Origin of the sequence: Pseudomonas sp. GCEP-101, assembly GCF_025133575.1 — a bacterium.
In the GTDB taxonomy this organism is placed as follows: Bacteria; Pseudomonadota; Gammaproteobacteria; order Pseudomonadales; family Pseudomonadaceae; genus Pseudomonas; species Pseudomonas nitroreducens_B.
Genome location: NZ_CP104011.1, coordinates 341,778 through 367,884, shown reverse-complemented (window position 1 = coordinate 367,884; position 26,107 = coordinate 341,778). Strand labels below are relative to the sequence as shown.

Genomic DNA, 26,107 nt, shown 5'->3' with positions numbered 1-26,107 from the left:
TGCTCGCGAACCCTGCCCCGGCGAACCGCGAGCGGGCCGGTAAGCCTTGTTCGCGAGCAAGCTCGCTCCTACAGGCCGCTGGTCGGTTTGGCGTGAGAAATAAAAAAGCCCCGCGCTTGCGGGGCTTTCATGTCGGACGGCGCGATCAGTGATCGTCTTCCATCCAGCCGCCGAATTCCTTCCAGCGGTTGACGATGCCGCAGAACAGCTCGGCGGTCTTCTCGGTGTCGTAGCGCGCCGAGTGGGCCTCGCGGTTGTCGAACTCGATGCCGGCGGTCTGGCAGGCCTTGGCCAGGACGGTCTGGCCGTAGGCGAGGCCGGCGAGGGTGGCGGTGTCGAAGCTGGAGAAGGGGTGGAACGGGTTGCGCTTCACGCCGCTGCGGTTGACCGCGGCGTTGAGGAAGCCCAGGTCGAAACTGCTGTTGTGACCGACCAGGATCGCCCGCTTGCAGCCGTTGGACTTCAGCGACTTGCGCACGCCGCGGAAGATCTCGGTCAGCGCCTGCTCTTCCGGCACGGCCATGCGCAGCGGATGGTCCAGCTTGATGCCGGTGAACTCCAGGGCGGCCTGCTCGATGTTGGCGCCTTCGAAGGGCTCCACGCGGAAGAAGTAGGTGTGCTCGGGGAACAGGTAGCCGCTTTCGTCCATGCCGATGGTGACGGCGGCGATTTCCAGCAGGGCGTCAGTGCCGGCGTTGAAGCCACCGGTCTCCACGTCCACCACCACCGGCAAGTAGCCGCGGAAGCGGCGTGCCATCGGATGGCGCGGGCCGGGCGGGAAGGAGCCGTCGAGTTCTTCTTCGAAGATTTCGTTCTCGTCACTCATGCCTCGGTCTCCAGCACACGCCAGCGCAGTTTCTCACCGGCGCGCAGCGGGACCACGTCATAGTCGCCGAACGGCAACGAGGCGGGGGCTTCCCACTCCTCACGGACGAGGGTGATGCGGTCGCTGTTGCGTGGCAGGCCGTAGAAGTCAGGGCCATGGAAGCTGGCGAAGCCTTCCAGCTTGTCCAGCGCCTTGCGCTGTTCGAAGGCTTCGGCGTACAGCTCGATGGCGGCGTAGGCGGTGTAGCAGCCGGCGCAACCGCAGGCGGCTTCCTTGGCGTGGCGCGCGTGGGGGGCCGAGTCGGTGCCGAGGAAGAACTTCGGGCTGCCGCTCGTGGCTGCATCCAGCAGGGCTTCCTGGTGGGTGTTGCGCTTGAGGATCGGCAGGCAATAGAAGTGCGGGCGGATGCCGCCGACCAGCATGTGGTTGCGGTTGTACAGCAGGTGGTGCGCGGTGATGGTGGCGCCGACGTTGGCCGGGGCGGTCTTGACGAAGGCGGCGGCATCGCCGGTGGTGATGTGCTCGAAGACCACCTTGAGCGTCGGGAAACGCTCGACCACGCGGGTCAGGTGCTCGTCGATGAAGCGCTTCTCGCGGTCGAACACGTCGACCTCGGCGCGGGTGACCTCGCCGTGCACCAGCAGCGGCAGGCCGACCTCGGCCATGGCTTCGAGCACGTGGAAGATGTTGTCGATGCTGGTGACGCCGGAATCGGAGTTGGTGGTGGCGCCGGCCGGGTACAGCTTGGCGGCGTGCACGAAACCGGACGCCTTGGCGGCGCGGACTTCCTCGGCGCTGGTGCGGTCGGTGAGGTAGAGCACCATCAGCGGCTCGAAGCGGCTGCCGGCCGGACGGGCGGCGAGGATGCGCTGGCGGTAGGCGTCGGCTTCGGCGGCGTTGCGCACCGGCGGCACCAGGTTCGGCATGATGATGGCGCGGCCGAAGGTACGGGCGGCGTCGCCGACGGTTTGCGCGAGTGCGGCGCCGTCGCGCAGGTGGATGTGCCAGTCGTCGGGGCGCAGGAGTGTCAGGCGGTCGGACATGCGGATTCCAGGGAGGCGGTTGCAGCGGGAAGAGGGTGAAATGCTACCGGAAAAGGCCGCCGCCGGCACTCGCTATCAAGTTTTGCCGAGGCCGACCGATAGAAACTGGGACGCCTATTTATCTGTGTGGATGCCGCCGTGCGCCAGCCTTCCGTTCTCCTGCTCACCCTGTGCGCCAGCCTGCCGGCCTGGGGGCTGACCTTCCAGCCGCGCCTGGAAAATGCGCAATGGACGGTGGCGGGCGACCAGTTCGAGTGCCGGTTGTCGCAGAATGTCGGCGGGTTCGGCGTCGGCGAGTTCGTCTGGCGCGCCGGCGAGCAGCCGACCTTCCGCCTGAAATCCCAGCAGGGCTGGCTGGGCAGCGGTTCTGCGACCTTGCTGGCCGCGGCGCCACCGTGGCGCCCGGGGCAGGGCGATCTGAACCTGGGCTCCGTGCGGGTGGGCTCGGGGGACGTGCCGTTCAACAGTACCCAACAGCAGGCCGGGCGCCTGCTGGGTGGCTTGCTGGAGGGTCGCACGCCGGAAGTTCGCCACCGCACGCGCACGGGCGAGAATCTGCTGGTGCGTTTGTTGCCCACCCGTTTCGCCGACGGTTACGCGCAGTTCCAGGACTGTTCGACGAAAATGCTACCGGTCAACTTCGACCAGGTGCGCCAGAGCCAGGTCGGTTTCCCCGATGGCGGCACCGAGGTCGATGCCCTGGGCCGTGCCAAGCTGGACATCATCCTGCAGTACATGAAGGCCGACCCGACGGTGAACCGCATCGAACTGGACGGCCATTCCGACAACAGCGGCAACCGCCTGGCCAATCGCGAAGCTTCGCGCCGTCGGGCCATCGCGGTCATGGACTACCTCAAGGCCAATGGCGTGGCCGAATCGCAGATCACCGTGCGCTTCTATGGCGAGCGCTACCCGCTGGTGAAGAACAACTCCGCCGCCAATCGCGCGCTGAACCGCCGGGTGACGGTGAACCTGTCCCGCGAGGCGGTGGTCGACGAGCCGCCCGCCGAAGCCCCGTCGGCGCCCGCCGCGGCGCCCAGCGCGCCTGCCCCCGCCGCACCGAGCGCACCGGCCGCCAGTGCGGCCAAGACCCCTGTCGCGCCTCCCGCAGCGCCCAAGGGCTGAGTCGCGGCATCGGGTCGCACCGATGATAGATTTTGTCGCTTTGTCGTCAAAAGCTGTCGCCCCTCTGTAAATTACTCCGAGCGGACAGTAGAATCGGTCCCTTTCGTGACAACCCCCGTGGAGTTGAGTGGCATGGCGGACGTGAAGAAGGTAGTCCTGGCGTATTCCGGTGGCCTGGATACCTCCGTGATTCTGAAGTGGCTGCAGGATACCTATAACTGTGAAGTGGTGACCTTCACCGCCGACCTGGGTCAGGGCGAGGAGGTCGAGCCGGCCCGCGCCAAGGCCAAGCAGATGGGCGTGAAAGAAGTCTTCATCGAGGACCTGCGAGAAGAGTTCGTCCGCGACTTCGTCTACCCGATGTTCCGTGCCAACACTGTCTACGAAGGCGAGTACCTGCTGGGTACGTCCATCGCCCGTCCGCTGATCGCCAAGCGCCTGATCGAGATCGCCAACGCCACCGGCGCTGACGCCATCTCCCACGGCGCCACCGGCAAGGGCAACGACCAGGTGCGTTTCGAGCTGGGCGCCTACGCGCTCAAGCCGGGCGTGAAGGTCATCGCGCCCTGGCGCGAGTGGGACCTGCTGTCCCGCGAGAAGCTGATGGACTACGCCGAAGCCCACAACATCCCGATCGAGCGCCACGGCAAGAAGAAATCGCCGTACTCCATGGATGCCAACCTGCTGCACATCTCCTATGAAGGCGGCGTGCTGGAAGATACCTGGACCGAGCACGAAGAGGACATGTGGAAGTGGACCGTCTCCCCGGAGAAGGCCCCTGACGCGCCGACCTACATCGAGCTGACCTACCGCAAGGGCGACATCGTCGCCATCGACGGCAAGGACCTGACCCCGGCCCAGGTGCTGACCGAGCTGAACCGCATCGGCGGCGCCAACGGTATCGGTCGCCTGGACATCGTCGAGAACCGCTACGTCGGCATGAAGTCCCGTGGCTGCTACGAGACCCCCGGCGGCACCATCATGCTCAAGGCGCACCGTGCCATCGAGTCGATCACCCTGGACCGCGAAGTCGCTCACCTGAAGGACGAGCTGATGCCGCGCTACGCCAAGCTGATCTACACCGGCTACTGGTGGAGCCCGGAGCGCGAGATGCTCCAGCAGATGATCGACGCCTCCCAGGAACACGTGAACGGCGTCGTGCGCCTGAAGCTGTACAAGGGCAACGTCATCGTCACCGGCCGCAAGTCCGACGACTCGCTGTTCGATGCCAACATCGCGACCTTCGAGGAAGACGGCGGCGCCTACAACCAGGCCGATGCCGCGGGCTTCATCAAGCTCAACGCACTGCGCATGCGCATCGCCGCGAACAAGGGCCGCAAGCTGTTCTAAGCGATCCCTGCAGGGGCGAGTTGCTCGCGAAGCTTTTGCTTTTTGCGCGGTTCGCGAGCAAGCTCGCTCCTACAGTAGAACAACAATCCCCGGCCACGAGCCGGGGTTTGTGTTTATAAGCCCGCACTCCGGGCACCTGATGAGGAAAGAACCGATGAGACTGCTGCATACCATGCTGCGCGTCGGCGACATGGAAAAATCCATCGCCTTCTACACCGAAGTCCTGGGCATGACCCTGCTGCGCCGCAAGGATTATCCGGACGGCCAGTTCACCCTGGCGTTCGTGGGGTACGGCAACGAAGACGACAACAGCGTCATCGAGCTGACCTACAACTGGGGTGTGGAGAAGTACGAGCTGGGCACCGGCTACGGCCACATCGCCCTCGAAGTGGCCGACGTCTACAAGGCCTGCGAGGACATCCGCTCCCGCGGCGGCAAGATCACCCGCGAGCCGGGGCCGATGAAGCACGGCACCAGCATCCTGGCCTTCGTCGAGGACCCGGACGGCTACAAGATCGAGCTGCTGAGCCCGCAGCGCAAGGACTGATCCTTCGCCTGCCGCCTGCGCGTTCCCGGAAAACCCCGCCCACCTGGCGGGGTTTTTCTTTTGCAGGGCGTCATCAGAACGTCATCGCAGCGTTCATACTCAGGAGGCATCGACGCCGGACGCGTCGATTGCGGAAGCAGTTTCCGCCATTCGCTTGTCAGAGTCAGAAGGAGCGCGCTGCGGGCAGGAGAATCCCCGCCGCGACGCCCCCGGCAATGACGGCCGAACGGACGGCCGCATCGATTTATCGGAAGGCCCGCGCTTCGGCGCCCGGCTTCCATCGTCAAGGAATACAGCATGTCCCCAAGACCGGTAAACAATGCCTCGGTCAGCCCCAAGGGCAGCCTTGAAACCCTCTCCCAGCGTGAAGTCCACCAGCTCAGCGAAGCGGGCTCTGGCAGCACGTACAAACTTTTCCGCCAGTGTGCCCTGGCCATCCTCAACACCGGCACCCAGATCGACAACGCCAAGCACATTCTCGACGCCTACCGCGACTTCGAGCTGGAAATCCACCAGCAGGACCGCGGCGTGCGCCTGGAACTGTTCAACGCGCCGGCTGACGCCTTCGTCGACGGCGAGATGATCGCCAGCACCCGCGAGATGCTCTTCAGCGCCCTGCGCGACATCGTCTACACCCAGAATGCCCTGAACAGCCGGCGCTTCGGCCTGGACAGCTCGGCCGGCATCACCGACTACGTCTTCCACCTGCTGCGCAACGCCCGCGCCCTGCGCGCCGGGGTGGAGCCGAAGATCGTCGTGTGCTGGGGCGGCCACTCCATCAGCACCAACGAGTACAAGTACACCAAGAAGGTCGGCCACGAACTGGGCCTGCGCAGCCTCGACGTCTGCACGGGCTGCGGCCCGGGCGTGATGAAGGGGCCGATGAAGGGCGCCACCATCGGCCACGCCAAACAGCGCATCTCCGATGGACGCTACCTTGGGCTGACCGAACCCGGGATCATCGCCGCCGAGGCGCCGAACCCGATCGTCAACGAACTGGTGATCCTGCCGGACATCGAGAAGCGCCTGGAGGCCTTCGTCCGCGTAGGCCACGGCATCATCGTGTTTCCCGGCGGCGTCGGCACGGCAGAGGAGTTCCTCTACCTGCTGGGCATCCTGATGCACCCGGACAACCAGGACATGCCATTCCCCCTGGTGCTCACCGGCCCGCGCAGCGCGGCGGCGTACATCGAGCAACTGCACGCCTTCGTCGGCGCCACCCTGGGCGAAGCCGCGCAGCGGCGCTACCGCATCATCATCGACGACCCGGCGGAAGTGGCGCGGGAAATGAGCGCCGGCCTCAAGCGGGTCAAGCAGTTCCGCCGCGAGCGCAACGATGCCTACCACTTCAACTGGCTGCTGAAGATCGACGAGAGCTTCCAGCGCCCGTTCGAGCCGACCCACGAGAACATGGCCGGTCTCGACCTGGGCCGCGACGTGCCGCCCCACGAGCTGGCGGCGAACCTGCGCCGGGCGTTCTCCGGGATCGTGGCCGGCAACGTCAAGGACCGTGGCATTCGCATGATCGAGGAGTTCGGCCCGTACGAGATCCACGGCGACGCGGCGATCATGGAGCCGCTGGATGCGCTGCTGCAGGCCTTCGTCGAGCAGCACCGCATGAAGCTGCCGGGCGGCGCGGCGTATGAACCGTGCTACCGGGTGGTGCAACGCGTGGGCGTCGCGGTGTGATCCTGTCGGGGCAGCTATCTGCTCCTGGATATACCGGGGCTGGGGTTCACCCTCACCCCAGCCCTCTCCCAGAGGGAGAGGGGGCAGATCGTGCCGGCTGATGCTGTGGGTTCAACCTGCGCCGAACAGTCCCCTCTCCCGCTTGCGGGAGAGGGTTAGGCTGAGGGGCTCTTGACCTTGTAAGCGGCTATTTCCGGGATCGCGCATGGCGCGTTCCTGCAGCGTAATTTGCGCAGCGAGCGCCAACAAAAAGCCCCGCCAGATTGCGGGGCTTTTTCATGCAGGTACTTCGCTTGGGAGAAGGCTTACAGATCGAAATCGTAGTCGGACAATTGGCGCTGCAGGCGACGTTCTTCCAGGTAATTGTCGATGATGCGGCGCTTGGTCAGGTTGGTCTTGGCGACCTCTACCGAGGCTTCGGCAGCGTCATCGCTGTCGTCTGTGCTGACATCGTCCTCGAGTTCGAGGTCTTCTTTGTCGTTTGCCATTGGGTGCACTCCACAACACGGGGTGTGTTGGCGCCCCTTATATCGACAAAGGCGTGGGCGGTAAAAAAGATTTTTTCAATCACCCTGACGGAATTTTCCCATAACGCTCAATCGTCGGAAGTCTTGTGCTTGTACTCGCACAGGTCCTCGATTCGGCAGCTGCCGCACTGCGGCTTGCGCGCCTTGCAGACGTAGCGGCCATGCAGGATCAGCCAGTGGTGCGCGTCCAGCAGGTATTCCTTGGGCACGAACTTGAGCAGCTTGCGCTCCACCTCCAGCACGTTGCGCCCCGGCGCGATGTTGGTGCGGTTGGCGACGCGGAAGATGTGGGTGTCCACGGCCATCGCCGGCTGTCGGAACGCCGTGTTGAGGACTACGTTGGCGGTCTTGCGGCCCACGCCCGGCAAGGCTTCGAGGTCTTCGCGGTTCTCCGGCACCTGGCCGCCGTGCTTCTCGATGAGGATGCGGCAGGTCTCGATGGTGTTCTTCGCCTTGCTGTTGTACAGGCCGATGGTCTTGATGTACTCCGACAGCCCCTCCACGCCGAGGGCGTAGATCGCCTCCGGGGTATTGGCCACCGGGTAGAGCTTGGCGGTGGCCTTGTTCACCCCGACGTCGGTGGCCTGGGCGGAGAGCAGCACCGCGATGAGCAGTTCGAACGGCGTGCTGTAGGCCAGCTCGGTTTCGGGGTTGGGATTGTCTTCCTTGAGTCGGCGGAAAATCTCCGCGCGCTTGGCGGCATTCATTCGATCACTCCGGTCACGCGGACGCGTTGGCGCTCGGTCGCAGGGCTGTCGCCCGCTGGCGCCCTGGCGCGCTCCGCCAGGCTTTCGTCAATACGGTTTTTCAGTGCAATCAGCAGGCCCAGCGTGAGGAAGGCGCCGGGCGGCAACACGGCCAGCAACAGGCCCTGGTAGCCGGGAATCTGCAGCGTCCAGCCGGCTGCGCCGGGGCCGAACAGCAGGTCCATGCCGGCCAGCAGGGTGCCATGGCCGAGCAGTTCGCGCAGGGTGCCGATGGCCAGCAGGACGAGGGCGAAGCCCAGGCCCATCATCAGCCCATCGAAGGCCGAGCGCGCCACGCTGTTGTTCACGGCAAAGGACTCGGCGCGGCCGAGGATCACGCAGTTGGTGACGATCAGCGGGACGAAGACGCCCAGCACCTGGTACAGCTCGTAGCGCCAGGCCTGCATCAACAGTTCGACGCAGGTGGTGAGGCTGGCGATGATCAGCAGGAAGGCCGGCAGGCGCACGGCTTCGCTCAGCGTGCCACGGAGCAGCGCCACGCTGATGCTGGAGCAGACCAGCACGAGGATCGTCGCCAGGCCCAGGCCGAGGGCGTTGACCATGGAGCTGCTGGTGCCCAGCAGCGGGCACAGGCCGAGCAGCTGCACCAGGCCGGGGTTGTTCTTCCACAGGCCCTGGAGGGCGATGTCGCGGTAGCCGGGGTTATTCATGCTGTTCTCCCGAGGTCGCGGGAACCATTAGCTCCGCCTTGTGCGCGTCGAAGTACTGCAACGCCAGGTGCGTTGCCTTGACCACCGCGCGCGGCGTGACGGTGGCACCGGCGAACTGGTCGAACTGGCCGCCATCCTTCTTCACCTTCCAGCCCGCGTCGGTCGGGTCACCCAGCGAGCGGCCGTTGAAGCCGTGCAGCCAGTCGCTCTTGCCCAGTTCGATTCGATCACCCTGGCCGGGCGTCTCATGGTGCGCCACGACGCGCACGCCGAGCAGCCGGCCTTGGGCGGTCACGCCCACCAGCAGCTGGATCGAGCCGCCATAGCCATCCCGGGCGATGGGCTGGAGCACGACGGCCGTGGCCTGGCCAGCCTGGCGGGCGATATACGCCGGCGCGGGTTCGTCGCGGCCCAGCAGCTTGGGATCGAAGGTGCTGACGGCGTTTTCCAGCGGATGGTTGTCGTAGCTGCCCCTGGGCAGCAGTTCCAGCACCTGGCGACCGCGGAACTCGCGCTGGGCGGTGTCGATGCGCTGGGCGGTGAGCTGGTGGACGCCGGTGACGATGCCCGCGGCGGTCAGCGCCAGCAGGCCCAGCACCACGGCACTCCTGGGCGTCATTGGTCGCCTGCCTGGAAGCCGCGCTCGGGCTTCTTGTGCCCGTAGGTGCGCGGGCGGGTGAAGTAGTCCAGGGTCGGTGCGGCGAGGTTCATCAGCAGCACGGCGAAGGCCAGGCCATCGGGGTAGCCGCCCCAGGCGCGGATCACGTAGGTGAGCACGCCGACGCCGACGCCGAACAGCAGCCGGCCGCGGTTGCTGGTGGCGCCGGACACCGGGTCGGTGACGAGGAAGAAGGCGCCGAGCATGGTCGCGCCGCTGAACAGGTGCAGCAGCGGCGAGCCGTGGGAATCGGAGCCGGTGCCGTTCCAGAACAGCAGGCTCATGATGAACAGGCCGCCGAGCATGCCCACCGGCGCGTGCCAGGTGAACAGCTTGCGCCAGAGCAGAAACAGCCCGCCAGCGAGGAAGGCCAGGTTGACCAGCTCCGCGCCGCGGCCGCCGACGCTGCCGAAGGCGGGGGACTGTGCCAGCAGCTCCTCCATGGTCAGGCTGTGGTTGTTGCGCACCACGTCCAGCGCGGTGGCGCCGACCCAGGCATCCGGCCCCTGGCTGGCGAAGCCGAGGATCTGCCGCAGGCCCTCGACGACACCCAGGGCGTTGTCCGCCGCCGGCCACTGGCTCATCTGCTGCGGGAAGGACACCAGCACCACGGCATAACCCACCATGGCCGGGTTGAACGGGTTCTGCCCGAGGCCGCCGTACAGGTGCTTGCCGAAGATCAGCGCGAACACCGTGGCGACCGCGCTCAGCCACCAGGGCGAATAGGGCGGCAGGGCGAGGGCGAGCAGCACGGCGGTGACCAGCGCGCTGCCGTCCTTGAGGAAGAAGGTCACCGGGCGGCCGCGCAGGCTGAGCATCAGGGCTTCGGTGGAGAGTGCGAGCAGGCTGCACCAGAGCAGGTTGAACAGGGTGCCGACGCCGTACAGGCCGATCAGCACCAGGGCGCCCGGTGCGCAGGCGACCAGCAGGGTCAGCATGACCTTCTGCGTGCGATTCGCGCCGGTGACGTGGGGCGAACTGATGCGTGGCAGCTTCATGGGCGCACCTCGCCCTGGGCGTCGGCGACGGCACGCTCGGCCGCCTGCAGGCGTTCGCGGGCGACGGCCAGGGCCGCTTCGTCCGCGCCTTCGCGTTCGAGCTTCTTCAGGTCGGCGCGGGCGTAGGCCAGTTCGGTCTTGGCGGCTCGCAGGGCGGCGCTCACCGGGCGCTTGTCGGTGCGCACCAGGTCCGGCGGCGCCTTGCCGCTGGCGTCCTCGGCGGCGTGCAGGGCGGCTTCGGCGGCGGCGAGTGTCTCGCGGATCGCGTCCAGCTCCCCGGTACTGGCGCCTTCGCGCTCGGCCGTGCGCAGGGCGTCGCGTTGGGCGACATAGGCCTGCTTGGCCTGGCGCAGCGCGAGGATGCCGTCGGCAGGCTGGGCGGTGTGCGGTTCGCTCGGCATGGCGGTTCCCTGCAATGGCTGGAGTCGGCCCTCGATGCGTTCCACTTCCGCGCGCAGCGAGGCGAGAGTGGCGCGCTGTTCATCGCTGGGCGTTTCGCCGAACGCTTTCTCGGACTTTTTCAACTGGGCGCGGGCCATGGCGGCGTCGAGCTTCGCTTTCTTCAGCGCGGCCTCGTTGTCCATCGGCGCCGCAGTGGGGGCCGGCTCCGCACTGGCGTTCTGCGCGTGCGCAGCGGCCAGCGCGGCTTTGGCCTCTTGGGCCGCGATGCGCAGCTCTGCCACCTGGGAGCGCAGTTGCTCGGTGTCGTGGCTGGCCAGTTGCTTCTCGGCTTTGTTCAGCGCGACCTGGGCCATACTCGCCTCGATCTTCAGTCGCTTGAGCTGGTCGGTCGCGGTGCCCACGGCCTTTTCGGCCTTCACCCGTTCGATCACCGCTTGCGCGGCGGGAGTGGCGGGCGTTGCGACGGCGGGCGGCTCGTCCTGCACGGACGCGGCGCGCTCCTGCCGGGCGAGGCGGTTGGCGGCGCGCTGCGCGTCCTCGCGACGCAGGCGATCCTGGCGTTGTTCGAAGCGCAGGCGCCAATGCTCGGCCTTCAGCTGGCGCTGCTCCAGCGCGCGGATCTCGGCCTTGGCGGCGCGGTAGTGCTGCACCAGTGGAATGCTCGATGGACAGACGTAGGCACAGGCGCCGCATTCGATGCAGTCGAACAGGTTGTGCGCCCTGAGCTGCGGATGATTCTCGGCGAAGAAATACAGCTGCTGCGGCAGCAGGCTGGCTGGGCAGACCTGCGCGCAGTCGCCGCAGCGGATGCACGGCATCGCTGGGGCGGGCGGCGGCAGTTCCTCGCGGGTGGCGGCCAGCAGGCAGTTGGCGGTCTTGATCAGCGGCGCGTCCAGCGAGGGCAGGCTGTCGCCCATCAGCGGGCCGCCGAGCAGCAGGCGGTCCAGCCTGGCGTGGTCGAGGCCGGCGAAGTCCAGCAGTTCGCCCACCGGCGTGCCGATCAGCGCTTCGACGTTGCAGGGGCGCGCCAGCGCGGCGCCGGTCAGGGTGGTGATGCGCGAGATCAGCGGGCGCCCGCGCAGCACGGCATCAGCCACGGCGACGGCGGTGCCGACGTTCACGCAGAGCATGCCGATGTCCGCCGGGAGGCCACCGGAGGGCACCTCGCGGCCGGTGAGCAACTGGATCAGCTGGCGCTCGCCGCCGGACGGGTAGCGCGTCGGCACCGCCTGCAGGCGAATGGGGCGTTCGCCGATGGCGGCCTGCACGGCGGCGATGGCGTCGGGCTTGTCGTCTTCGATGCCGAGCAGCACCTGCTGCGGCTGGAGGATGTGCATGAGCACCTCGATGCCTTGCACCAGCTCGGCGGCGCGTTCGCGCATCAGCAGGTCGTCGGCGCTGAGATAGGGCTCGCACTCGGCGCCATTGACGATCAGGGTGTGCAGATCCTCCTGGGCGCGGGAGGCCAGCTTGGCCGCGGTGGGGAACCCGGCGCCGCCGAGGCCGGCGACGCCCGCCTGGCGAATGCGCTCCAGCAGTTCGACCCCGGAGATAGATCGGTACTCCGGCTCGGGGTCGAGAGCGATCCACTCTTCCGCGCCATCGCTGTCGATCACGATGGCTGGTGCCGACAGGCCGGATGCGTGCGGGTAGGGCTGCTCGCCGATCTCGACCACGGTGCCGGAGGTGGGCGCATGCAGCGCGGCGCTGATGGCGCTGCCGGCGTTGGCGATCAGCTGGCCCTTGAGCACGCGCTGACCGACGTCGACGCACGGCACGGCGGGCGCACCGATGTGCTGCTGCAGCGGCAGCACCAGGCGGCGCGGCAGCGGCGGCTGCTGGATCGGCGCGGCGGTGGATTGCTGCTTGTTGGCCGGCAGTTGCAGGCCGCCAGGGAAGCGCCAGACCTGCGCGTTCATGCCGCCTGCTCCTTGTCGCTGTGGATCAGCCGGCCCTGCGGCAGCGGCCATGTCCAGTCGGTGACGCGCACCGGCAGTTCGCGCATCTCGATGCAGTCCACCGGGCAGGGCTCCAGGCACAGGTCGCAGCCGGTACATTCGTCGACGATCACCGTGTGCATCAGTTTGGCCGCGCCGACGATGGCGTCCACCGGGCAGGCGCGGATGCACTTGGTGCAGCCGATGCACTCGGCCTCGTGGATGTAGGCCACGCGCGGCGGCGTCTCCTCGGCGGCGTCCAGCGGCAGGGGGGCCACGTCCAGCAGCTCGGCAAGGGCGGCGATGGTCGCGGCGCCGCCGGGCGGGCACTTGTTGATCGCGTCACCCTCGGCGATGGCCTGGGCGTAAGGCTTGCAGCCGGCGTAGCCACACTGGCCGCACTGGGTCTGCGGCAGCAGGTCATTGATCTGCCCGGCGATGGACTCCCCGGCGACATGCCCGCGCGCCGCCGCCAGACGCAGGGCCACCACGCCGGCAACGCACAGCAGGATGATCAACAGTGCGGCGATCATGGCTTGAGCAACCCGCTGAAGCCCATGAACGCCAGGGACATCAGCCCGGCGGTGATCATGCCGATGGCCGCGCCCTGGAAGGGCTTGGGCACGTCGGCGAGGGCGATGCGCTCGCGCAGCGCGGCGAACAGCACCAGCACGAGGGTGAAGCCCAGGCCGGCGCCGAAGCCCTGGAAAGTCGCTTGCAAGAAGCCGAACTCGGCCTTGCGCGCATTGAGCAGCGCCACGCCCAGCACGATGCAGTTGGTGGTGATCAGCGGCAGGAAGATGCCCAGCGTGCGGGCCAGCAGCGGGCTGGTCCTGTTCACCAGCAGTTCGGTGAACTGCACGACGATGGCGATCACCAGGATGAAGCCGATGGTGCGCAGGAACTCCACGTCCAGCGGCTGCAGCACGTAGCGCTGCAGGATGTAGCTCAGCGCCGAGGCAAGGGTGAGGACGAAGGTAGTCGCCAGGGCCAGGGCGAGTGCCGTTTCGATCCGGCGCGACACGTCCATTAACGGGCAGATGCCGAGGAACTGCACCAGCACGAAGTTGTTCACCAGGATGGCGCTGACCAGGATCAGGGCGAGTTCGGTCATGGCCGGCGACCGTCAGCAGGGCAAGGGCGGAGGGTGTGCATGCTCAGATTCCGCTGATCAGCAGGTCGATGGCGGCGATGATCTCCCGGCGCAGGTGCGCCAGGTTGCCCACCGGCTCGCCCAGCTCGCGCCGGGCGATACCGGCCATCTGCGGGGTCAGCAGCAGGAGCGTCTCATCGCCCACGCGCACCTCCGGCATCAACCGGTGGATACCCGCCAGGCCCTTGGCGCGGCTGAGCGGGATGACCATGCGGGTATTGAGCGAGGCCAGCAGGTCACTCTGTACGTCCAGCAGCAGCGGGATCGCCTCGCGCGTGCGGGGATTGGCGTTCTGGTAGAGGTCGAACTGCTGCATCAGAAGCTCCGCAGTCCGTCGCTGAAGACGCCGGTTTCCTCGACGTGCTGGTTGTAGGTTTCGATGGCGTCGCGGTTCTGCTCCAGCCAGCGCTGGCCGAGGCGCTCCTTGACCACGTCGGCCAGCGCCTCTTCCAGCACCGCCGAGAGGTTCACGTCCAGCTCGCGGGCCTGTTTCAGCAGGTCGCTGTTGAGGCTCAGGTTGGTGGCTTTCTTCGGTGCCTGGGGGTCGTAGGTCGTGTGCATGGGCACCTCCACGGTGGATGCGCATAGGTTATGCGCATGGCTGGTCGCAGGCAATCTTCCTACGAGGTAAACAGCTTGCGGTTGCAGGGGCGACGGAGGGACTATTCCCGGCTGCCGACGCCCGTCGTTCCCTTCATGGAAGCTGCCATGCCCCTCCGCCTGACCCGCTGTTTCATTGCCTTTAGCCTGGTGCTTTCCAGCGGCCTGGCGTGCGCTGCGCCTGTCACGACTGCCGACCTGCTCAGTTGGCCGCGCATGGGCGTCGCCGATTTCGCCTGCCAGCTGGAGCAGCGCACCGGCAAGGCTGACGCGCAATTCAGCTGCGCCGCCAGCAAAAAGCTGAGCGACTGGGGCGATGCCTGTCACAACACCGACCTCAGCTATGCCGGCCCGCAATTACCCGACGCGCTGGTGCGCCAGCTCGACCCCCGGATTGCCGAGGTTGAGCTGGATTGGGAATACGGTCGCCTGCAATCGATCAACGTCACCTTCGACCGGATCATGACCGCCGAGGAAGTGGCCGACATCTTCCCCGACGTGAACCTGGACGACCCCGCGTCACGGGGCACCCTGAGCAATGCGTCGCTGCAGGACTGCGCGGCGGATGCCTCCTGCCTCTACCTGGAAGGCTTCGAGCACCTGGGCGCGGCGGATGTGGAGTGTGACGACGCTCAGTAGGTCATGCAGGCGGCGTTGAGCAGGCCCACGCACAGCGAGGCGCCGCCGAGGAAGACGCCGTGGGCCAGGGTGTCGTTCTGTATGCCGCCCTTGAGCTCCGGCACCAGGCGCGACAGGCCGAGGAACACCAGCACCTGCACCAGCATGGCGATCGCGCCCCAGATCAGCATGTCCACCAGGCTGACGCTGTGGGCGATGGTGCTGGCCAGCGGCAGGGCGAAACCCAGCAGGGTGCCCACCAGCGCCACGGCGGCGCTGAGGTTGCCCTGGCGGATCAGCTGGATTTCCGCATAGGGCGTCAGGCGGATGTAGAGGCTGGTGAACAGCCCGAACAGGCCGAGGGCCGAGGCGAAATAGGCGAGGAAGTTGGGCAGGGTCTGCAGCAGGTTCATGGCGGTCCTTCAGACGAAATAGTGGGGAACGAAGCGGCTGCTGTCGCGGGTGATGGCGCTGGCGTCCTCGCGGATGCCCAGGCCGGCGGCCTGGCCGTCGATCACCCAGCAGCCGAGCACGGCGTAGTTGTCGCCGTGGTTGGCCAGCGGCGCATAGCCCTGGTAGATGCAGGGCGCGTCGGCATGGGGGCCGTCGCTTTCCAGCTGCAGGTCGCCGGCGACGATGCGGATGTTCTCGCCCTCGCGGGAATACAGCGGCTTGCGCACGTAGTGGCCGGGAATGTCCTGGCGGTAGCTGGCCGGCAGCAGGTTGGGATGCGTCGGGTTGAGCTTCCAGAGGATCGGCAGCATGGCCTTGCTGGACATCAGGAGCTTCCACGCCGGCTCGACAAAACGGATGTCACTGCGTTCCAGGTGCTCGGCGAAGCTGTCCTGCAGCAGCCATTCCCAGGGGTAGAGCTTGAAGCAGTGGCGGATGTCCTGTTCGTACTGGTCGATGAAGGTCCCGCGCCCGGCGTGGTGGCCGATGAACTCCACCGGCAGGTAGCGCGTCGGCAGCCCGGCCTGGTGCGCGGTGTCCAGCAGGTAGAGGGCGTTGCCGGTGTCTTCCTCGTGGCCGTCGATGGCGGTGAAGTGCAGCAGGCCGTCCGGCGCGATGGCCTTCCAGCGCGCGATCAGCTTCTCGTGCAGCGAGTTGAACTGGTCGGCGGCGGGGTTCACGTCGTTCAGCCATTGCCACTGCACCACGCTGGCTTCCAGCAGGCCGGTGGGGGTATCGGCGTTGTACTCGAGCATTTTCGGCTGGCCTTCGCCATTCCAGGCGAAGTCGAAGCGGCCGTAGAGGCTCGGGTCCTGGCGCTGCCAGGAGCGGATGATCGCCTCGCGGGCGCCCGGCGGCAGGTGGAAGGGCTCGAAGTGACCGGTGCGGATCACCCATTCCACGCATTCCAGGTAGCGCTGGTGCAGGTCTTCGCTGGCGGCTTCCAGCGTCTCGATCTGCTCGAGGCTGAATTCGTAGGCCACCGACTCGTCCCAGTACAGACCGTCGATGCTGTGGAAGGTGAAGCCCACCGCCTCGCAGCGCTCGCGCCAGTCGGGGCGCGGCGTCATGGCCAGGCGCCGCATCAGCCACCCCCGGAGAAGCGCGCGCCCGAGTGGCCGAAACCGCCCCGGGTGACCAACTGGCGTGACTGCACCTGGTAGTTCTGCGCGGTCTGCGGCCGCGAGCCGTCCTCGTAGCTCGGCCCGCGATAGCGCCCGGAGCTGCTGCTGGTGTAACTGCTGCCGCCACCGCTGCTGCTGGACGATTCCGGCTCGCAGGCGTTGGGCGTGTTGCCCCAGTCCTTCAGGCAGTCCTCGCGGTTGGCATAGAGGTCGCGGTACACCGGATTGTGGTGCAACACGTTGTAGAGCAACCCGCCAGTGAGCAGGGTGGTGAAGACGATGTTGGATTTCTTCATGGTCAGTTCGCGGCGCGTCGGGTGCCGAGTTTGCGCCAGAGCCAGCGCAGGATCAGGGCGGCGATCAGCACCACCACCAGCAGCGGCAGGCCGAAGGCGGCCACCTGGATGGCGTTGACGGTGCCGTCGGTGAGTTCGTCCAGTGAATGGCCGAAGGCTTCGCCAATGCGCGACCAGCGTCCGGTGGGCTGGTAGTCGCTGGAGAAGTCCAGGGTCAGCAGGTTGGTGGCGATGCGTCGTTGCTGCTGGGCCGCGTCCTGGCGGGCGGCGTGCAGTTGCTGCTCGACCTCGGCGGTGGCCTTGGCCAGGGCCAGCAGGTCGCTGACGCTCATGTCCTTGCGGCCCTGGAAACCCTGCAGGGTCTGGTACTCGCGCTCCAGCCGGTCGCGCAGCTGCTGGGTGTCGCTGACGGCCTGGGCGAGGTCCTCGGCGCGGGTGCTGCGGCGCTGCAGCTGTCCACCAGTTGCGGCGAGGGCAACGAGTTTTTCCACGCCGTCCGGAACGATGCGCACCACCAGCTGTGCGTTGCGCCCCTGGCTGTCGCCGCTCTGCTCGATGGCGATCAGCTCGCACGGGCCGAAGCGGTCCTGGGTGCAGGCGTCGCGGGAGGCGGCCAGTTGCGCGTCGATGCGCTCGCTGGCCAGGCGGATGCCGACCTGGTGTTCATAGGCGAGGAAGGATCCGGCTTTCGCCGCTTCCCCCTGGAAAGCGGCGCCGGAACCGGCACCGTGCTCCGAGGGAGCGCCGCAGCCGGCGAGGGCGGCGCTCAGGGCGAGCGCTGCCCAGTGGTGCAGTTTCATCGTTGGCCTCCTTGCCGTTCGATGCTTACTTGACGCGCTGGCCCGGCTTGGCGCCGCTGTCCGGGCTGAGCAGGTAGATCTCTTCGCCGCCGGGGCCGGCAGCCAGGACCATGCCTTCGGAGACGCCGAACTTCATCTTGCGCGGGGCCAGGTTGGCCACGTACAGGGTCAGGCGGCCTTCGAGCTTGCTCGGGTCCGGGTAGGCGCTCTTGATGCCCGAGAACACGTTGCGTTTCTCGTCGCCGATGTCCAGGGACAGGCGCAGCAGCTTGTCGGCGCCCTCGACGAACTCGCACTTCTCGATCAGCGCGATGCGCAGGTCGACGGCGGCGAAGGCGTCGAAGTTGATTTCCGCGGCCAGCGGGTCCTTGGTCAGTTCGCCATTGCCCTTGGGCTGGTTGGCGGCGGCGAGGTCTTCCTTGGAGGCTTCGATCATGGCTTCGATTTTCGCGGGCTCGATACGGGTCATCAGCGGGTTGAACGGGTTCAGTTGGTGGTTCAGCAAGATGGTCTTGTGGTCATCCCAAGCTAGCGGGGCGATATTCAGGAACTCCTCGGATGCTTTGGCTAAATTCGGGAGTACCGGCTTGAGGAACACAATCAATTGCCTAAACAGATTGATGGCGGTCGTGCAGACTCCAACCGCCAGCGCGTCTGATCCAGCCTTGGCCAATGCCCAAGGTGCTTTCTCAGCTACATACGCGTTTGCCACATCTGCCAATGCCATGATTTCTCTCATCGCTCGCCCAAAGTCACGCTTCTCATAGGCATCTGCGATGCTGGGAGCTGCTTCTACAAACTGCTTATCGAGTTGAGTATCGGGGAAGCCAACTGCCAGCTTTCCGCCGTTCAGTTTATGGATGAAACCAGCGCAACGGCTGGCGATGTTGACCACCTTGCCGACCAGGTCGGAGTTGACCTTCTGCACGAAGTCCTCGAGGTTCAGGTCGAGGTCGTCCACGCCGCGGCCCAGCTTGGAGGCGTAGTAGTAGCGCAGGTATTCCGGGTCCAGGTGGTCCAGGTAGGTGCGCGCCTTGACGAAGGTGCCGCGGGACTTGGACATCTTCTGGCCGTTGACGGTCAGGTAGCCGTGCACGTTCAGCGCGGTCGGCTTGCGGTAGCCGGCGCCTTCGAGCATGGCCGGCCAGAACAGCGCGTGGAAGTTCACGATGTCCTTGCCGATGAAGTGGTACAGCTCGGCGTCGGAGCCCTGCTGCCAGTAGGCGTCGAAGTCCAGCTCCGGACGGCGGGCGCAGAGGTTCTTGAAGCTGGCCATGTAGCCGATCGGCGCGTCCAGCCAGACGTAGAAATACTTGCCCGGCGCGTCCGGGATCTCGAAGCCGAAGTAGGGCGCGTCGCGGGAGATGTCCCACTCCTGCAGGCCGGCATCCAGCCACTCGGCGAGCTTGTTGGCCACCGAGTCCTGCAGGGTGCCGCTGCGGGTCCACTGCTGCAGCATTTCCTGGAAGTCAGGCAGCTTGAAGAAGTAGTGCAGCGACTCCTTGAGCACCGGGGTGGCGCCGGAAATCGCCGATTTCGGGTCCTTCAGCTCGGTGGGCGAGTAGGTCGCGCCGCAGGCTTCGCAGTTGTCGCCGTACTGGTCGGCGGTGCCGCACTTCGGGCAGGTGCCCTTGATGAAGCGGTCGGCCAGGAACATCTGCTTTTCCGGGTCGAAGTACTGGGTCACCGGACGGGTGGCGATGTGGCCGGCCTCGCGCAGCTTCAGGTAGATGGCCGAGGACAGCTCGCGGTTCTCGTCCGAGTGGGTCGAGTGGTAGTTGTCGAAGTCGACCATGAAGTCGGCGAAGTCGGCCATGTGCTCGGCGCGCACGCCGTCGATCAGCTGCTCGGAGGTGATGCCTTCGCGCTCGGCGCGCAGCATGATGGCCGAGCCGTGGGCATCGTCCGCGCACACGTACACCGCCTGGTTGCCACGCATCTTCTGGAAGCGCACCCAGATGTCGGTCTGGATGTACTCCAGCATGTGACCCAGGTGGATCGAACCATTGGCGTAGGGCAGGGCGCTGGTGACGAGGATCTTGCGGGCTTCGGACATGATGATCGGCCGTTCCGGTTAAAACGAGGGAATCGGCAACTATATAGGGGCGAGGGGAAATTTTCATCCGTGGGCCGCTTGGCTGTAGGGGCAAATTCACCTTTGAGCATCAGGCGCTCGGGCTGTTCGCGAGCAAGCTCGCTCCTACAGGTTCATGCAGAGTTGGCGCTCTTCGTAGGAGCGAGCTTGCTCGCGAACCCGGCTTCCACCCGATGACCCGAGCAAGGCCGCGGCGACAGGCGTAAGATACCCGCCCATTCTGCTCAGTCTTTCATCGGGAGTACCCATGGGCGCCGCCAACCGAGCCACGGTGGAAAACCTTCTCCGCCAGATCAATGACCCCCACACCGGCCAGAACCTGCTGGACGCCGGCTACCTGCGCGAGCTGGACATCCAGGGCGGGCGCGTCGCGCTGACCCTGGAGCTGGGCTACGCCGCCGGCCTGTTCAAGAACGGCCTGGCGCAGACCGTGCAGATGGCGCTGGAAGCGCTGGACGGCGTCGACTCCGCCCAGGTCAAGGTGGAGATCCACATAGCGGCGCACAAGGCCCAGGCCCAGGTGCCGGGCATGAGCAACGTCAAGAACATCATCGCCGTGGCCTCCGGCAAGGGCGGCGTGGGCAAGTCCACCACCGCCGCCAACCTCGCGCTGGCGCTGGCCCGTGAAGGCGCCAAGGTGGGCATCCTCGACGCCGACATCTATGGGCCGAGCCAGGGCATCATGTTCGGCATCCCCGAGGGCACCCGCCCGCAGATCCGCGAGCAGAAGTGGTTCGTCCCGCTGCAGGCTCACGGCGTGGAAGTCATGTCCATGGCCTTCCTCACCGACGACAACACCCCGGTGGTTTGGCGCGGCCCGATGGTATCCGGCGCGCTGCTGCAACTGATCACCCAGACCGCCTGGAACGACCTGGACTACCTGGTCATCGACATGCCGCCGGGCACCGGCGACATCCAGCTGACCCTGGCGCAGAAAGTCCCTGTGGCCGGCTCGGTGATCGTCACCACCCCGCAGGACCTGGCCCTGCTGGACGCCAAGAAGGGCGTGGAGATGTTCCGCAAGGTCAACATCCCCGTGCTGGGCGTGGTGGAGAACATGGCCGTGCACATCTGCTCCAACTGTGGCCATGCCGAGCACCTGTTCGGCGAAGGCGGCGGCGAGAAGCTGGCCGCGCAGTACGGCGTCGAGCTGCTGGCGTCGCTGCCGCTGTCCATGGCCATCCGCATGCAGGCCGACGGCGGCAAGCCCACCGTGATCGCCGACCCGGAAAGCCAGCTGGCGATGATCTACCAGGAAATGGCGCGCTGCGTCGGCGCCCGCATCGCCCTGAGCGAGAAGGCTGCGCCGGACCTGCCGAACATCTCCATCAGCGACGACTGAACCGCAGGGAGCACCATGCGCAAGGATGCGAAACGCGCCGCCGGCTGGCTGCTGGCGGCTTGCCTGGGCCTTGCTGGCTCCGCTGCCCGGGGCGAAGACGAGGGCGCCAACTGGCAGGCCCAGTGCGTGATCGGCGGCCAGCCGGTGACCCTGGACTTCCGCTCCGCCTCGGGCGATGCCTTCGAGGACGACATGGCCGTGCAGGCGCGCCGCGCCGATGGCTCTAGCGTGGCGCTGCCGCTACCGCCCGCCCTCTACCACGCCACCGGCCTGCTCGGCAGCCCGCCGAGCGCCTGCGACCCGGTGCCGCTGCTGGACATGGGCAACGGGCTCGGCCTGCTGCTCCTGGTGCGTGACAACCGTCCCGGCCTGCTGGTGGTGGATGCGCTGCTGCTCGACCTCGCCACCCTGCAGGTGCTGGACAAGCGCCTGGGCGACCCGGGCGCCGTGGAAGGCCTGCTGAAGACCGCCAGCCTGGTGCTGCGCCAGTCGCCCGCGGGCGTCGACCTGCGCCTTGTGCGCGAGGCCGTGCCCGGTGCGGAGTGCGACTGCGCCGACGGCTATGCCGAGGACTGGCTGCGTTTCTCGGTGGACCAGCGCAGGCTGCGCACGACCTGGCATCCCTGAGCGGGCGCCAGCGTGTGACCGCCGGCCCTTTGCCCGAAAGGGCCGGCCCCGGTAAGATTCGCCTTCTTTTTTCAACCGCCGCACAGGACACCCGCCATGAGCATCAAATCGGACAAGTGGATTCGCCGCATGGCTCAGGAACACGGCATGATCGAGCCGTTCGTCGAGCGCCAGATTCGTGGTGCCGATGACAGCCGGGTGATTTCCTACGGCGTTTCCAGCTACGGCTACGACGTGCGCTGCGCCGCCGAATTCAAGGTGTTCACCAATATCCACTCCGCCGTGGTGGACCCGAAGAACTTCGACGAGAAGAGCTTCGTGGACATCAACAGCGACGTCTGCATCATCCCGCCGAACTCCTTCGCCCTGGCCCGCACCGTCGAATACTTCCGCATCCCGCGCGACGTACTGACCATCTGCCTGGGCAAGAGCACCTACGCGCGCTGCGGCATCATCGTCAACGTGACCCCGCTGGAACCGGAATGGGAAGGCCACGTGACGCTGGAATTCTCCAACACCACCAACCTGCCGGCGAAAATCTACGCCAACGAAGGCGTGGCGCAGATGCTGTTCCTGCAGTCGGACGAAGCCTGCGAAGTGTCGTACCGCGATCGCGGCGGCAAGTACCAGGGCCAGACCGGCGTCACCCTGCCCAAGGCCTGATCGCGCTGCTGCTGTGGAAAACCGGGCCAAGGCCCGGTTTTTTATTGTCCGTCGTCCGCGGCAACCGTCGGTTTCTGTGGGAGCGAGCTTGCTCGCGAACGCAACGGCACAGTGCTCACCGGCAAGCGCCGTTCGCGAGCAAGCTCGCTCCTACACGGGGATCCGCGCCAGGATGAACGTCGCCCGCTCCTCCAGGCTGCCCAGAGGTAGCTCCAGCACGCGGTAGCCCAGCTCTTCGTACACCTCGGCCATCACCGCCGCGGTGCGCTGCGCCTCGGCGAAGTCCTGCCGGCGTTCGGCGTCGTTGCGGTAGATGGCTTCCCAGGCGGGGGCGAGAAAGACGGTAGCCCTATAGCGCTGCTCCCGCGCCGCGCATTCCAGGCGTTCCGGGGGCGCCAGTCCGCAGAGCCGCGCGTAGCCCAGCACATCCGGCAAGCCCCGATCGAACAGCCACACGCCACCGGCGTCGAGCGCCGTCTCGCGCGTCGCCAGCGCGTGCTCGAACATCGCCTGGCAGAAAGCCTCCCGGTTGGCCCACGGCAGGGCGTCGCCGCCACGAGCGACTTGCTCGCGGATGATGGCGCGGCCGCCTTCCGGGACGACGTTGAGGCCGTGATGCTGGCGCAGGTGGTCGAGCAAGGTGCTCTTGCCGGCGCCTGGGCCGCCAGTGAGGACGATAAGGGATTCGGACATGGCGAAGACTCCTGGGTAGAAGGATGCGGGAGTACCGTCCGGAGGAGAGTTCGTGCGAGGGGTGGTGCAGCGGGTGCGGAGCGGGAAAAAAGAAAGGCACCCAGAGGGTGCCTGAATATGATCATGGAGTAAGTCGACAAATCTGATTCCGGGGCGGGAAGCAAGTTCCCAACCCCGGAGAAATATTTTTCAGATCATCACTTTTCCGGCACCAGCGTCAGGCGTTTCACGCCGTAGACCTTCTCCAGGTTCTGCGACTGGAAGGGGAAACTCATGTAGTTGCCCTTCAGCCAGGCGTCGATGCCGTCGGCGTAGTGCGGGCTGGCCGGGTTGCCGGACTGGCCGCTGCTGTTGAGGCCGATCATCGGTTCGCTCTGCCCGAAGTCGACGACGATCCGCATGGCCGGGATCAGCCAGGTATTGAAGTCCTGGCCCCAGTGGTAGGCCGAGACGTTCAACGTGCTGTGGTCGCCGCCGGCCGGGTAGGGGCCGCGGTCCAGGTAGCCCTTGATCGCGCCCAGGCTGGCGCGGTCGCCGGCGCTGAGGTTCGGCGCCATCTTGGTGCTGTCGCTGAGCCACTCGTAGGTGTGCAGCTTGCCCCACTGCCAGGCGCGGCGGTCGCTGCCCAGCTTCTGCTCGCAGAAGGCGGTGGCGGCGGCCAGGCTGCGGGCGAGGATCGCCGGCTTGTCTTCCTTCTGCGGGGTGCGGGTGTCATCCCAGAACGGGCTGTCGTCGCGGCCCAGCAGGTGGTCGGCCTGGGCCGAGTAGGACAGGTTGGCGGTCTCGACGAAGGCTTTCCAGGACGGGCTGTCTTCCGGGCCCAGTTCGTCCAGGAAGATCTGCTTGGTGCTTTCCTGCAGGAAGGCTTCGTAAAGCGCGGCGTCGCCGGAGGTGGCCGAGAGCTTGCCGTCGAACGCCATGATCCGGTCCAGCGCCTCACGGGCGCGTGCGCGCTGGTCGGCGGGCAGGGCGTCGATGGCCTTCTTCAGCGGCTGCGCCATGCCCGGTGCGTCCAGCATCGCCTGCAGCTTGCCGGCGAACGGCGTGGTCTGGTCGTACTGCATGGCGATCATGCTGCGGTAGTCGTGGCTCTTGCTGGCGCCGGCGAGCTGGGCGATGCGCTCGTAGCGCTCGGGGTAGTACCAGGAACTGGACAGCTGCGCGCCGTAGCCCGGCTGCACGCTGCGGTGGTTGGCAGTGCCCAGCCAGCCCTGCGCCGGGTCTTGGTCGGAGGGGTGGAGGATCGGGTCGGCGTAGCCGTCCCAGTCGTAGCGTCCGTCCCAGCCGGGGGAGGGCAGTAGGCCGCGGCCTTCCTTGCGGTTGGGGAAGCGTCCGGTGACCTGCCAGCCGATGTGCTTCTCGTCGGCGAACACGATGTTCAGCGCCATCGCGCGCACGTCGCGAGTGGCGTCGAAGGCCTGCTCGACGTTCTTCGCCCGGGACAGGTCGAAGAAGGCGTCGAGGGTGCGGTCGGTCTCGCCCTGGATGCTCTGGTAGGCGATGCCGTAGCCGCTGGACAGCGGCAGCGGCTGCAGGTCGTGCTTGCGCTCGCCCAGCGCGCTGTTGAGCAGCGGGCCGTGGCGGGTTTCGTAGATCACCTCGCGGACCGGGCTCCGGCCCTTGATGAAGAAGGTCTCGTTGCGCTCGATGGCCGGTTTCCACTGGCCGTCGGCGAGGTAGTAGAGCTTGTTGCCCTGGCGCTTCACCTGTTCGAGGAAGAGGTCCTGGTTGTCGCCCATGACCATGGTCATGCCCCAGGCCAGCTTGCCGTTGAAGCCGGCGACCACGCCCGGCACCCCGGCGATGGAGACGCCCGCGGCGTTGTATTTGGGCGAGCGGATCTGCACGTAGTTCCACACCGAGGGCATGGACAGCGGCAGGTGGGTGTCATTGGCCAGGATGCTCTTGCCGCTGCGCGTGCGCTGCGGGGCGATGGCCCAGTTGTTGGATGCGGCGACGCCCATCATTTGCAGCGAGGCGACCTGGCCGGCGGCGCGGTCCAGGGCGTCGAGGCCGGCGATCCTGCCGTCCAGGCGCAGGCCCTTGAGCTTCTCGGCTTCCTCGAAGGGCAGCGCTTCGTCCGGGTAGATCGGCGTCAGCCAGGGCAGCTTGTCGGCGCCCACTTTTTGCGCGAGCACCAGGGAGGCGATCTCTTCCTGCAGGTTCACCGCCAGGCCGAAGTTCAGCAGGCTGAAGACCAGCGCGGAGTCTTCCGGTTTCCAGTACTCGGGACGGTAGCCGGACTCGGCCAGGTCCATCGGCAGCTTGTCGCGGTAGCGGTACAGGTAGGCGTTGACGCCGCGCGCGTAGGTCTCGAAGAAGCGCTTCAGACGCGGCGAGGCGCCGGCATAGAGTGAATCGGCGGCCTTCTTCAGGTTCACCGTGCGCATGAACCGGTCGGTTTCCAGCGCGCCGGGGCCGACCATCTCGGACAGGCGCCCTTGGGCCATGAGGCGCAGGCCGACCATCTGGCTGATGCGGTCGGTGGCGTGCACATAGCCCAGGGTGAAGAGCGCATCGTGGAAGGTGCTGGTCTCGATCAGCGGCATCCCCAGGCTGTTGCGGCGGATCGACACGTTGTCCGCCAGGCCCTTGATCGGCTGCACGCCGTAGGTTGGCGGCAGGCTGCCTGCGTAGCGGTCATTGAGCCAGCCCTGGCAACCGGTGAGGCTGACAGCGGCGCTGAGGGTGGCGGCAAGGCCGAAGCTGGGAAGCCGGCGGAAGGCTCGCGGGGCCATGGGGATGTGCTCCTGCACAAGATGTCGCTGGAAAAGGTGGTCGCTTGAAGGGCGCTACGTTAGTGAGCCGAGGATTGCTGTGCAAGCCACGCGCGGCGGGATTTTCAGCAGCCGACGAACAACTGGGCCGGACAGCAGAAGGCCCGCGCTCGGCGGGCCTTCTTCGCGGTGCCGCAAGCCTGGGTCAGGCGCCGTGGCACTTCTTGTACTTGCTGCCGCTGCCGCAGGGGCAAGGATCGTTGCGGCCCACGTCCTTGAGCGGGTTGCGCACCGGCTCGTGGCTGTGGTTGCAGTGCGGGCCGTGCACGTGACCGTGGTCATGGTGGTGGTCATGATCGTGGTCGTGGTTGCAGTTCGGACCGTGTACGTGGGGTTCCTGGCTCATG

The 26,107-nt window shown here is 66.7% G+C and carries 28 protein-coding genes; 8 read left to right on the top strand and 20 right to left on the bottom strand.

Features of this window, described 5'->3' with window-relative positions:
• Window positions 1-145: 145 nt before the first annotated feature.
• Together rnt and pyrC are read right to left on the bottom strand one after the other, a co-directional pair.
• On the bottom strand, window positions 146-826 hold the full coding sequence (rnt, locus tag N0B71_RS01695) for a ribonuclease T (protein WP_015476175.1): 681 nt from the start codon (window positions 824-826) through the stop codon (window positions 146-148).
• Window positions 823-1,869, bottom strand: a complete 1,047-nt coding sequence (gene pyrC / locus N0B71_RS01690) for a dihydroorotase (protein ID WP_259756839.1) — start codon at window positions 1,867-1,869, stop codon at window positions 823-825. Before pyrC ends, rnt begins: the two co-directional genes overlap by 4 nt.
• Window positions 1,870-2,007: 138 nt before the next feature.
• Here pyrC and N0B71_RS01685 point away from each other — a divergent pair, with 138 nt between their 5' ends.
• The 4 genes from N0B71_RS01685 (at window position 2,008) to ppnN (ending at window position 6,580) form a co-directional block, all read left to right on the top strand.
• Window positions 2,008-2,994, top strand: coding sequence for a flagellar protein MotY (locus tag N0B71_RS01685; RefSeq protein ID WP_259756838.1), 987 nt, complete (start codon window positions 2,008-2,010; stop codon window positions 2,992-2,994).
• A 132-nt stretch (window positions 2,995-3,126) separates the two neighbouring features.
• On the top strand, window positions 3,127-4,344 hold the full coding sequence (locus N0B71_RS01680; protein ID WP_259756836.1) for an argininosuccinate synthase: 1,218 nt from the start codon (window positions 3,127-3,129) through the stop codon (window positions 4,342-4,344).
• Between the two features lie 154 nt (window positions 4,345-4,498).
• Window positions 4,499-4,891 carry a lactoylglutathione lyase gene (gene gloA / locus N0B71_RS01675; RefSeq protein WP_259756835.1) on the top strand — a complete coding sequence of 131 codons (393 nt, stop codon included), beginning with the start codon at window positions 4,499-4,501 and terminating at the stop codon, window positions 4,889-4,891.
• A gap of 297 nt (window positions 4,892-5,188) precedes the next feature.
• Window positions 5,189-6,580 carry a nucleotide 5'-monophosphate nucleosidase PpnN gene (gene ppnN, locus N0B71_RS01670; RefSeq protein ID WP_259756834.1) on the top strand — a complete coding sequence of 464 codons (1,392 nt, stop codon included), beginning with the start codon at window positions 5,189-5,191 and terminating at the stop codon, window positions 6,578-6,580.
• A gap of 305 nt (window positions 6,581-6,885) precedes the next feature.
• On the opposite strand, the gene N0B71_RS01665 is transcribed toward ppnN, so the two are convergent.
• The 10 genes from N0B71_RS01665 to N0B71_RS01620 all read right to left on the bottom strand — a co-directional run bounded on the left by N0B71_RS01665 (window position 6,886) and on the right by N0B71_RS01620 (window position 14,233).
• Window positions 6,886-7,068, bottom strand: coding sequence for a PA3496 family putative envelope integrity protein (locus N0B71_RS01665; protein ID WP_259756833.1), 183 nt, complete (start codon window positions 7,066-7,068; stop codon window positions 6,886-6,888).
• A gap of 107 nt (window positions 7,069-7,175) precedes the next feature.
• On the bottom strand, window positions 7,176-7,814 hold the full coding sequence (gene nth / locus N0B71_RS01660) for an endonuclease III (RefSeq protein ID WP_259756832.1): 639 nt from the start codon (window positions 7,812-7,814) through the stop codon (window positions 7,176-7,178).
• Complete coding sequence (locus tag N0B71_RS01655) at window positions 7,811-8,524, bottom strand: electron transport complex subunit E (RefSeq protein WP_259756831.1); 714 nt, start codon at window positions 8,522-8,524, stop codon at window positions 7,811-7,813. Before N0B71_RS01655 ends, nth begins: the two co-directional genes overlap by 4 nt.
• Window positions 8,517-9,143 carry an electron transport complex subunit RsxG gene (rsxG, locus tag N0B71_RS01650; protein WP_259756829.1) on the bottom strand — a complete coding sequence of 209 codons (627 nt, stop codon included), beginning with the start codon at window positions 9,141-9,143 and terminating at the stop codon, window positions 8,517-8,519. Before rsxG ends, N0B71_RS01655 begins: the two co-directional genes overlap by 8 nt.
• Window positions 9,140-10,180 carry an RnfABCDGE type electron transport complex subunit D gene (locus N0B71_RS01645; RefSeq protein ID WP_259756828.1) on the bottom strand — a complete coding sequence of 347 codons (1,041 nt, stop codon included), beginning with the start codon at window positions 10,178-10,180 and terminating at the stop codon, window positions 9,140-9,142. Before N0B71_RS01645 ends, rsxG begins: the two co-directional genes overlap by 4 nt.
• Window positions 10,177-12,501, bottom strand: coding sequence for an electron transport complex subunit RsxC (gene rsxC / locus N0B71_RS01640; RefSeq protein ID WP_259756827.1), 2,325 nt, complete (start codon window positions 12,499-12,501; stop codon window positions 10,177-10,179). Before rsxC ends, N0B71_RS01645 begins: the two co-directional genes overlap by 4 nt.
• Window positions 12,498-13,052 (bottom strand): electron transport complex subunit RsxB, encoded by a 555-nt coding sequence (gene rsxB / locus N0B71_RS01635; RefSeq protein WP_259756826.1) that lies wholly within the window; start codon window positions 13,050-13,052, stop codon window positions 12,498-12,500. Before rsxB ends, rsxC begins: the two co-directional genes overlap by 4 nt.
• Complete coding sequence (gene rsxA, locus N0B71_RS01630; RefSeq protein ID WP_259756825.1) at window positions 13,049-13,633, bottom strand: electron transport complex subunit RsxA; 585 nt, start codon at window positions 13,631-13,633, stop codon at window positions 13,049-13,051. The genes rsxB and rsxA overlap by 4 nt, the downstream gene beginning before the upstream one ends.
• 43 nt (window positions 13,634-13,676) lie before the next feature.
• Window positions 13,677-13,988, bottom strand: a complete 312-nt coding sequence (locus tag N0B71_RS01625) for a CcdB family protein (protein ID WP_259756824.1) — start codon at window positions 13,986-13,988, stop codon at window positions 13,677-13,679.
• The gene (locus N0B71_RS01620) at window positions 13,988-14,233 is read right to left on the bottom strand and encodes a type II toxin-antitoxin system CcdA family antitoxin (RefSeq protein ID WP_259756823.1); all 246 of its coding nucleotides are present in this window, start codon (window positions 14,231-14,233) and stop codon (window positions 13,988-13,990) included. Before N0B71_RS01620 ends, N0B71_RS01625 begins: the two co-directional genes overlap by 1 nt.
• A gap of 147 nt (window positions 14,234-14,380) precedes the next feature.
• Here N0B71_RS01620 and N0B71_RS01615 point away from each other — a divergent pair, with 147 nt between their 5' ends.
• Entirely contained in the window at window positions 14,381-14,911 is a 531-nt protein-coding gene (locus N0B71_RS01615; protein ID WP_259756822.1) for a hypothetical protein, read from the top strand.
• Here the strand turns inward: N0B71_RS01615 and N0B71_RS01610 are convergent.
• From N0B71_RS01610 to metG, 5 genes are read right to left on the bottom strand one after another with little or no spacing between them, the layout of a single operon-like run.
• Window positions 14,905-15,303 (bottom strand): DUF350 domain-containing protein, encoded by a 399-nt coding sequence (locus tag N0B71_RS01610; protein WP_259756820.1) that lies wholly within the window; start codon window positions 15,301-15,303, stop codon window positions 14,905-14,907. The two genes, N0B71_RS01615 and N0B71_RS01610, sit on opposite strands and share 7 nt — an antisense overlap.
• A 9-nt stretch (window positions 15,304-15,312) precedes the next feature.
• Entirely contained in the window at window positions 15,313-16,428 is a 1,116-nt protein-coding gene (locus N0B71_RS01605) for a glutathionylspermidine synthase family protein (RefSeq protein ID WP_259756818.1), read from the bottom strand.
• Complete coding sequence (locus N0B71_RS01600; protein ID WP_259756816.1) at window positions 16,428-16,763, bottom strand: hypothetical protein; 336 nt, start codon at window positions 16,761-16,763, stop codon at window positions 16,428-16,430. Before N0B71_RS01600 ends, N0B71_RS01605 begins: the two co-directional genes overlap by 1 nt.
• A 2-nt stretch (window positions 16,764-16,765) precedes the next feature.
• Window positions 16,766-17,557 carry a DUF4349 domain-containing protein gene (locus N0B71_RS01595; RefSeq protein WP_442964702.1) on the bottom strand — a complete coding sequence of 264 codons (792 nt, stop codon included), beginning with the start codon at window positions 17,555-17,557 and terminating at the stop codon, window positions 16,766-16,768.
• Window positions 17,558-17,588: 31 nt separating this feature from the next.
• Window positions 17,589-19,619 (bottom strand): methionine--tRNA ligase, encoded by a 2,031-nt coding sequence (gene metG / locus N0B71_RS01590; protein ID WP_259756814.1) that lies wholly within the window; start codon window positions 19,617-19,619, stop codon window positions 17,589-17,591.
• A gap of 286 nt (window positions 19,620-19,905) precedes the next feature.
• On the opposite strand from metG, the gene apbC reads away from it, so the two are divergent.
• The 3 genes from apbC (at window position 19,906) to dcd (ending at window position 22,290) form a co-directional block, all read left to right on the top strand.
• Window positions 19,906-21,000: an iron-sulfur cluster carrier protein ApbC gene (gene apbC / locus N0B71_RS01585; protein WP_259756812.1), complete on the top strand. Its 1,095-nt coding sequence runs from the start codon at window positions 19,906-19,908 to the stop codon at window positions 20,998-21,000.
• A gap of 15 nt (window positions 21,001-21,015) precedes the next feature.
• Window positions 21,016-21,627 (top strand): hypothetical protein, encoded by a 612-nt coding sequence (locus N0B71_RS01580; protein ID WP_259756811.1) that lies wholly within the window; start codon window positions 21,016-21,018, stop codon window positions 21,625-21,627.
• A gap of 96 nt (window positions 21,628-21,723) precedes the next feature.
• Window positions 21,724-22,290 (top strand): dCTP deaminase, encoded by a 567-nt coding sequence (gene dcd, locus N0B71_RS01575; RefSeq protein ID WP_254471607.1) that lies wholly within the window; start codon window positions 21,724-21,726, stop codon window positions 22,288-22,290.
• A 150-nt stretch (window positions 22,291-22,440) separates the two neighbouring features.
• Here the strand turns inward: dcd and N0B71_RS01570 are convergent, their stop codons facing one another.
• The 3 genes from N0B71_RS01570 to N0B71_RS01560 form a co-directional block, all read right to left on the bottom strand.
• Window positions 22,441-22,983: an ATP-binding protein gene (locus N0B71_RS01570; RefSeq protein ID WP_259756809.1), complete on the bottom strand. Its 543-nt coding sequence runs from the start codon at window positions 22,981-22,983 to the stop codon at window positions 22,441-22,443.
• 197 nt (window positions 22,984-23,180) lie between these two features.
• Window positions 23,181-25,721, bottom strand: a complete 2,541-nt coding sequence (locus N0B71_RS01565) for a penicillin acylase family protein (RefSeq protein WP_259756808.1) — start codon at window positions 25,719-25,721, stop codon at window positions 23,181-23,183.
• A 184-nt stretch (window positions 25,722-25,905) separates the two neighbouring features.
• Window positions 25,906-26,106: an SEC-C metal-binding domain-containing protein gene (locus N0B71_RS01560; RefSeq protein WP_017521040.1), complete on the bottom strand. Its 201-nt coding sequence runs from the start codon at window positions 26,104-26,106 to the stop codon at window positions 25,906-25,908.
• Window position 26,107: the final 1 nt, after the last annotated feature.

What these genes read in the sequence shown, in the direction of transcription:
- N0B71_RS01600 (WP_259756816.1), bottom strand. Translation starts at nt 16,763, where the DNA reads ATGAAGAAATCCAACATCGTCTTCACCACCCTGCTCACTGGCGGGTTG.
- metG (WP_259756814.1), bottom strand. Translation starts at nt 19,619, where the DNA reads ATGTCCGAAGCCCGCAAGATCCTCGTCACCAGCGCCCTGCCCTACGCC.
- N0B71_RS01680 (WP_259756836.1), top strand. Translation starts at nt 3,127, where the DNA reads ATGGCGGACGTGAAGAAGGTAGTCCTGGCGTATTCCGGTGGCCTGGAT.
- N0B71_RS01610 (WP_259756820.1), bottom strand. Translation starts at nt 15,303, where the DNA reads ATGAACCTGCTGCAGACCCTGCCCAACTTCCTCGCCTATTTCGCCTCG.
- nth (WP_259756832.1), bottom strand. Translation starts at nt 7,814, where the DNA reads ATGAATGCCGCCAAGCGCGCGGAGATTTTCCGCCGACTCAAGGAAGAC.
- dcd (WP_254471607.1), top strand. Translation starts at nt 21,724, where the DNA reads ATGAGCATCAAATCGGACAAGTGGATTCGCCGCATGGCTCAGGAACAC.
- N0B71_RS01570 (WP_259756809.1), bottom strand. Translation starts at nt 22,983, where the DNA reads ATGTCCGAATCCCTTATCGTCCTCACTGGCGGCCCAGGCGCCGGCAAG.
- rsxA (WP_259756825.1), bottom strand. Translation starts at nt 13,633, where the DNA reads ATGACCGAACTCGCCCTGATCCTGGTCAGCGCCATCCTGGTGAACAAC.
- N0B71_RS01625 (WP_259756824.1), bottom strand. Translation starts at nt 13,988, where the DNA reads ATGCAGCAGTTCGACCTCTACCAGAACGCCAATCCCCGCACGCGCGAG.
- N0B71_RS01565 (WP_259756808.1), bottom strand. Translation starts at nt 25,721, where the DNA reads ATGGCCCCGCGAGCCTTCCGCCGGCTTCCCAGCTTCGGCCTTGCCGCC.
- rsxC (WP_259756827.1), bottom strand. Translation starts at nt 12,501, where the DNA reads ATGAACGCGCAGGTCTGGCGCTTCCCTGGCGGCCTGCAACTGCCGGCC.
- N0B71_RS01605 (WP_259756818.1), bottom strand. Translation starts at nt 16,428, where the DNA reads ATGCGGCGCCTGGCCATGACGCCGCGCCCCGACTGGCGCGAGCGCTGC.
- N0B71_RS01665 (WP_259756833.1), bottom strand. Translation starts at nt 7,068, where the DNA reads ATGGCAAACGACAAAGAAGACCTCGAACTCGAGGACGATGTCAGCACA.
- N0B71_RS01615 (WP_259756822.1), top strand. Translation starts at nt 14,381, where the DNA reads ATGCCCCTCCGCCTGACCCGCTGTTTCATTGCCTTTAGCCTGGTGCTT.
- ppnN (WP_259756834.1), top strand. Translation starts at nt 5,189, where the DNA reads ATGTCCCCAAGACCGGTAAACAATGCCTCGGTCAGCCCCAAGGGCAGC.
- N0B71_RS01655 (WP_259756831.1), bottom strand. Translation starts at nt 8,524, where the DNA reads ATGAATAACCCCGGCTACCGCGACATCGCCCTCCAGGGCCTGTGGAAG.
- N0B71_RS01620 (WP_259756823.1), bottom strand. Translation starts at nt 14,233, where the DNA reads ATGCACACGACCTACGACCCCCAGGCACCGAAGAAAGCCACCAACCTG.
- rnt (WP_015476175.1), bottom strand. Translation starts at nt 826, where the DNA reads ATGAGTGACGAGAACGAAATCTTCGAAGAAGAACTCGACGGCTCCTTC.
- N0B71_RS01560 (WP_017521040.1), bottom strand. Translation starts at nt 26,106, where the DNA reads ATGAGCCAGGAACCCCACGTACACGGTCCGAACTGCAACCACGACCAC.
- gloA (WP_259756835.1), top strand. Translation starts at nt 4,499, where the DNA reads ATGAGACTGCTGCATACCATGCTGCGCGTCGGCGACATGGAAAAATCC.
- pyrC (WP_259756839.1), bottom strand. Translation starts at nt 1,869, where the DNA reads ATGTCCGACCGCCTGACACTCCTGCGCCCCGACGACTGGCACATCCAC.
- apbC (WP_259756812.1), top strand. Translation starts at nt 19,906, where the DNA reads ATGGGCGCCGCCAACCGAGCCACGGTGGAAAACCTTCTCCGCCAGATC.
- N0B71_RS01645 (WP_259756828.1), bottom strand. Translation starts at nt 10,180, where the DNA reads ATGAAGCTGCCACGCATCAGTTCGCCCCACGTCACCGGCGCGAATCGC.
- rsxB (WP_259756826.1), bottom strand. Translation starts at nt 13,052, where the DNA reads ATGATCGCCGCACTGTTGATCATCCTGCTGTGCGTTGCCGGCGTGGTG.
- rsxG (WP_259756829.1), bottom strand. Translation starts at nt 9,143, where the DNA reads ATGACGCCCAGGAGTGCCGTGGTGCTGGGCCTGCTGGCGCTGACCGCC.
- N0B71_RS01580 (WP_259756811.1), top strand. Translation starts at nt 21,016, where the DNA reads ATGCGCAAGGATGCGAAACGCGCCGCCGGCTGGCTGCTGGCGGCTTGC.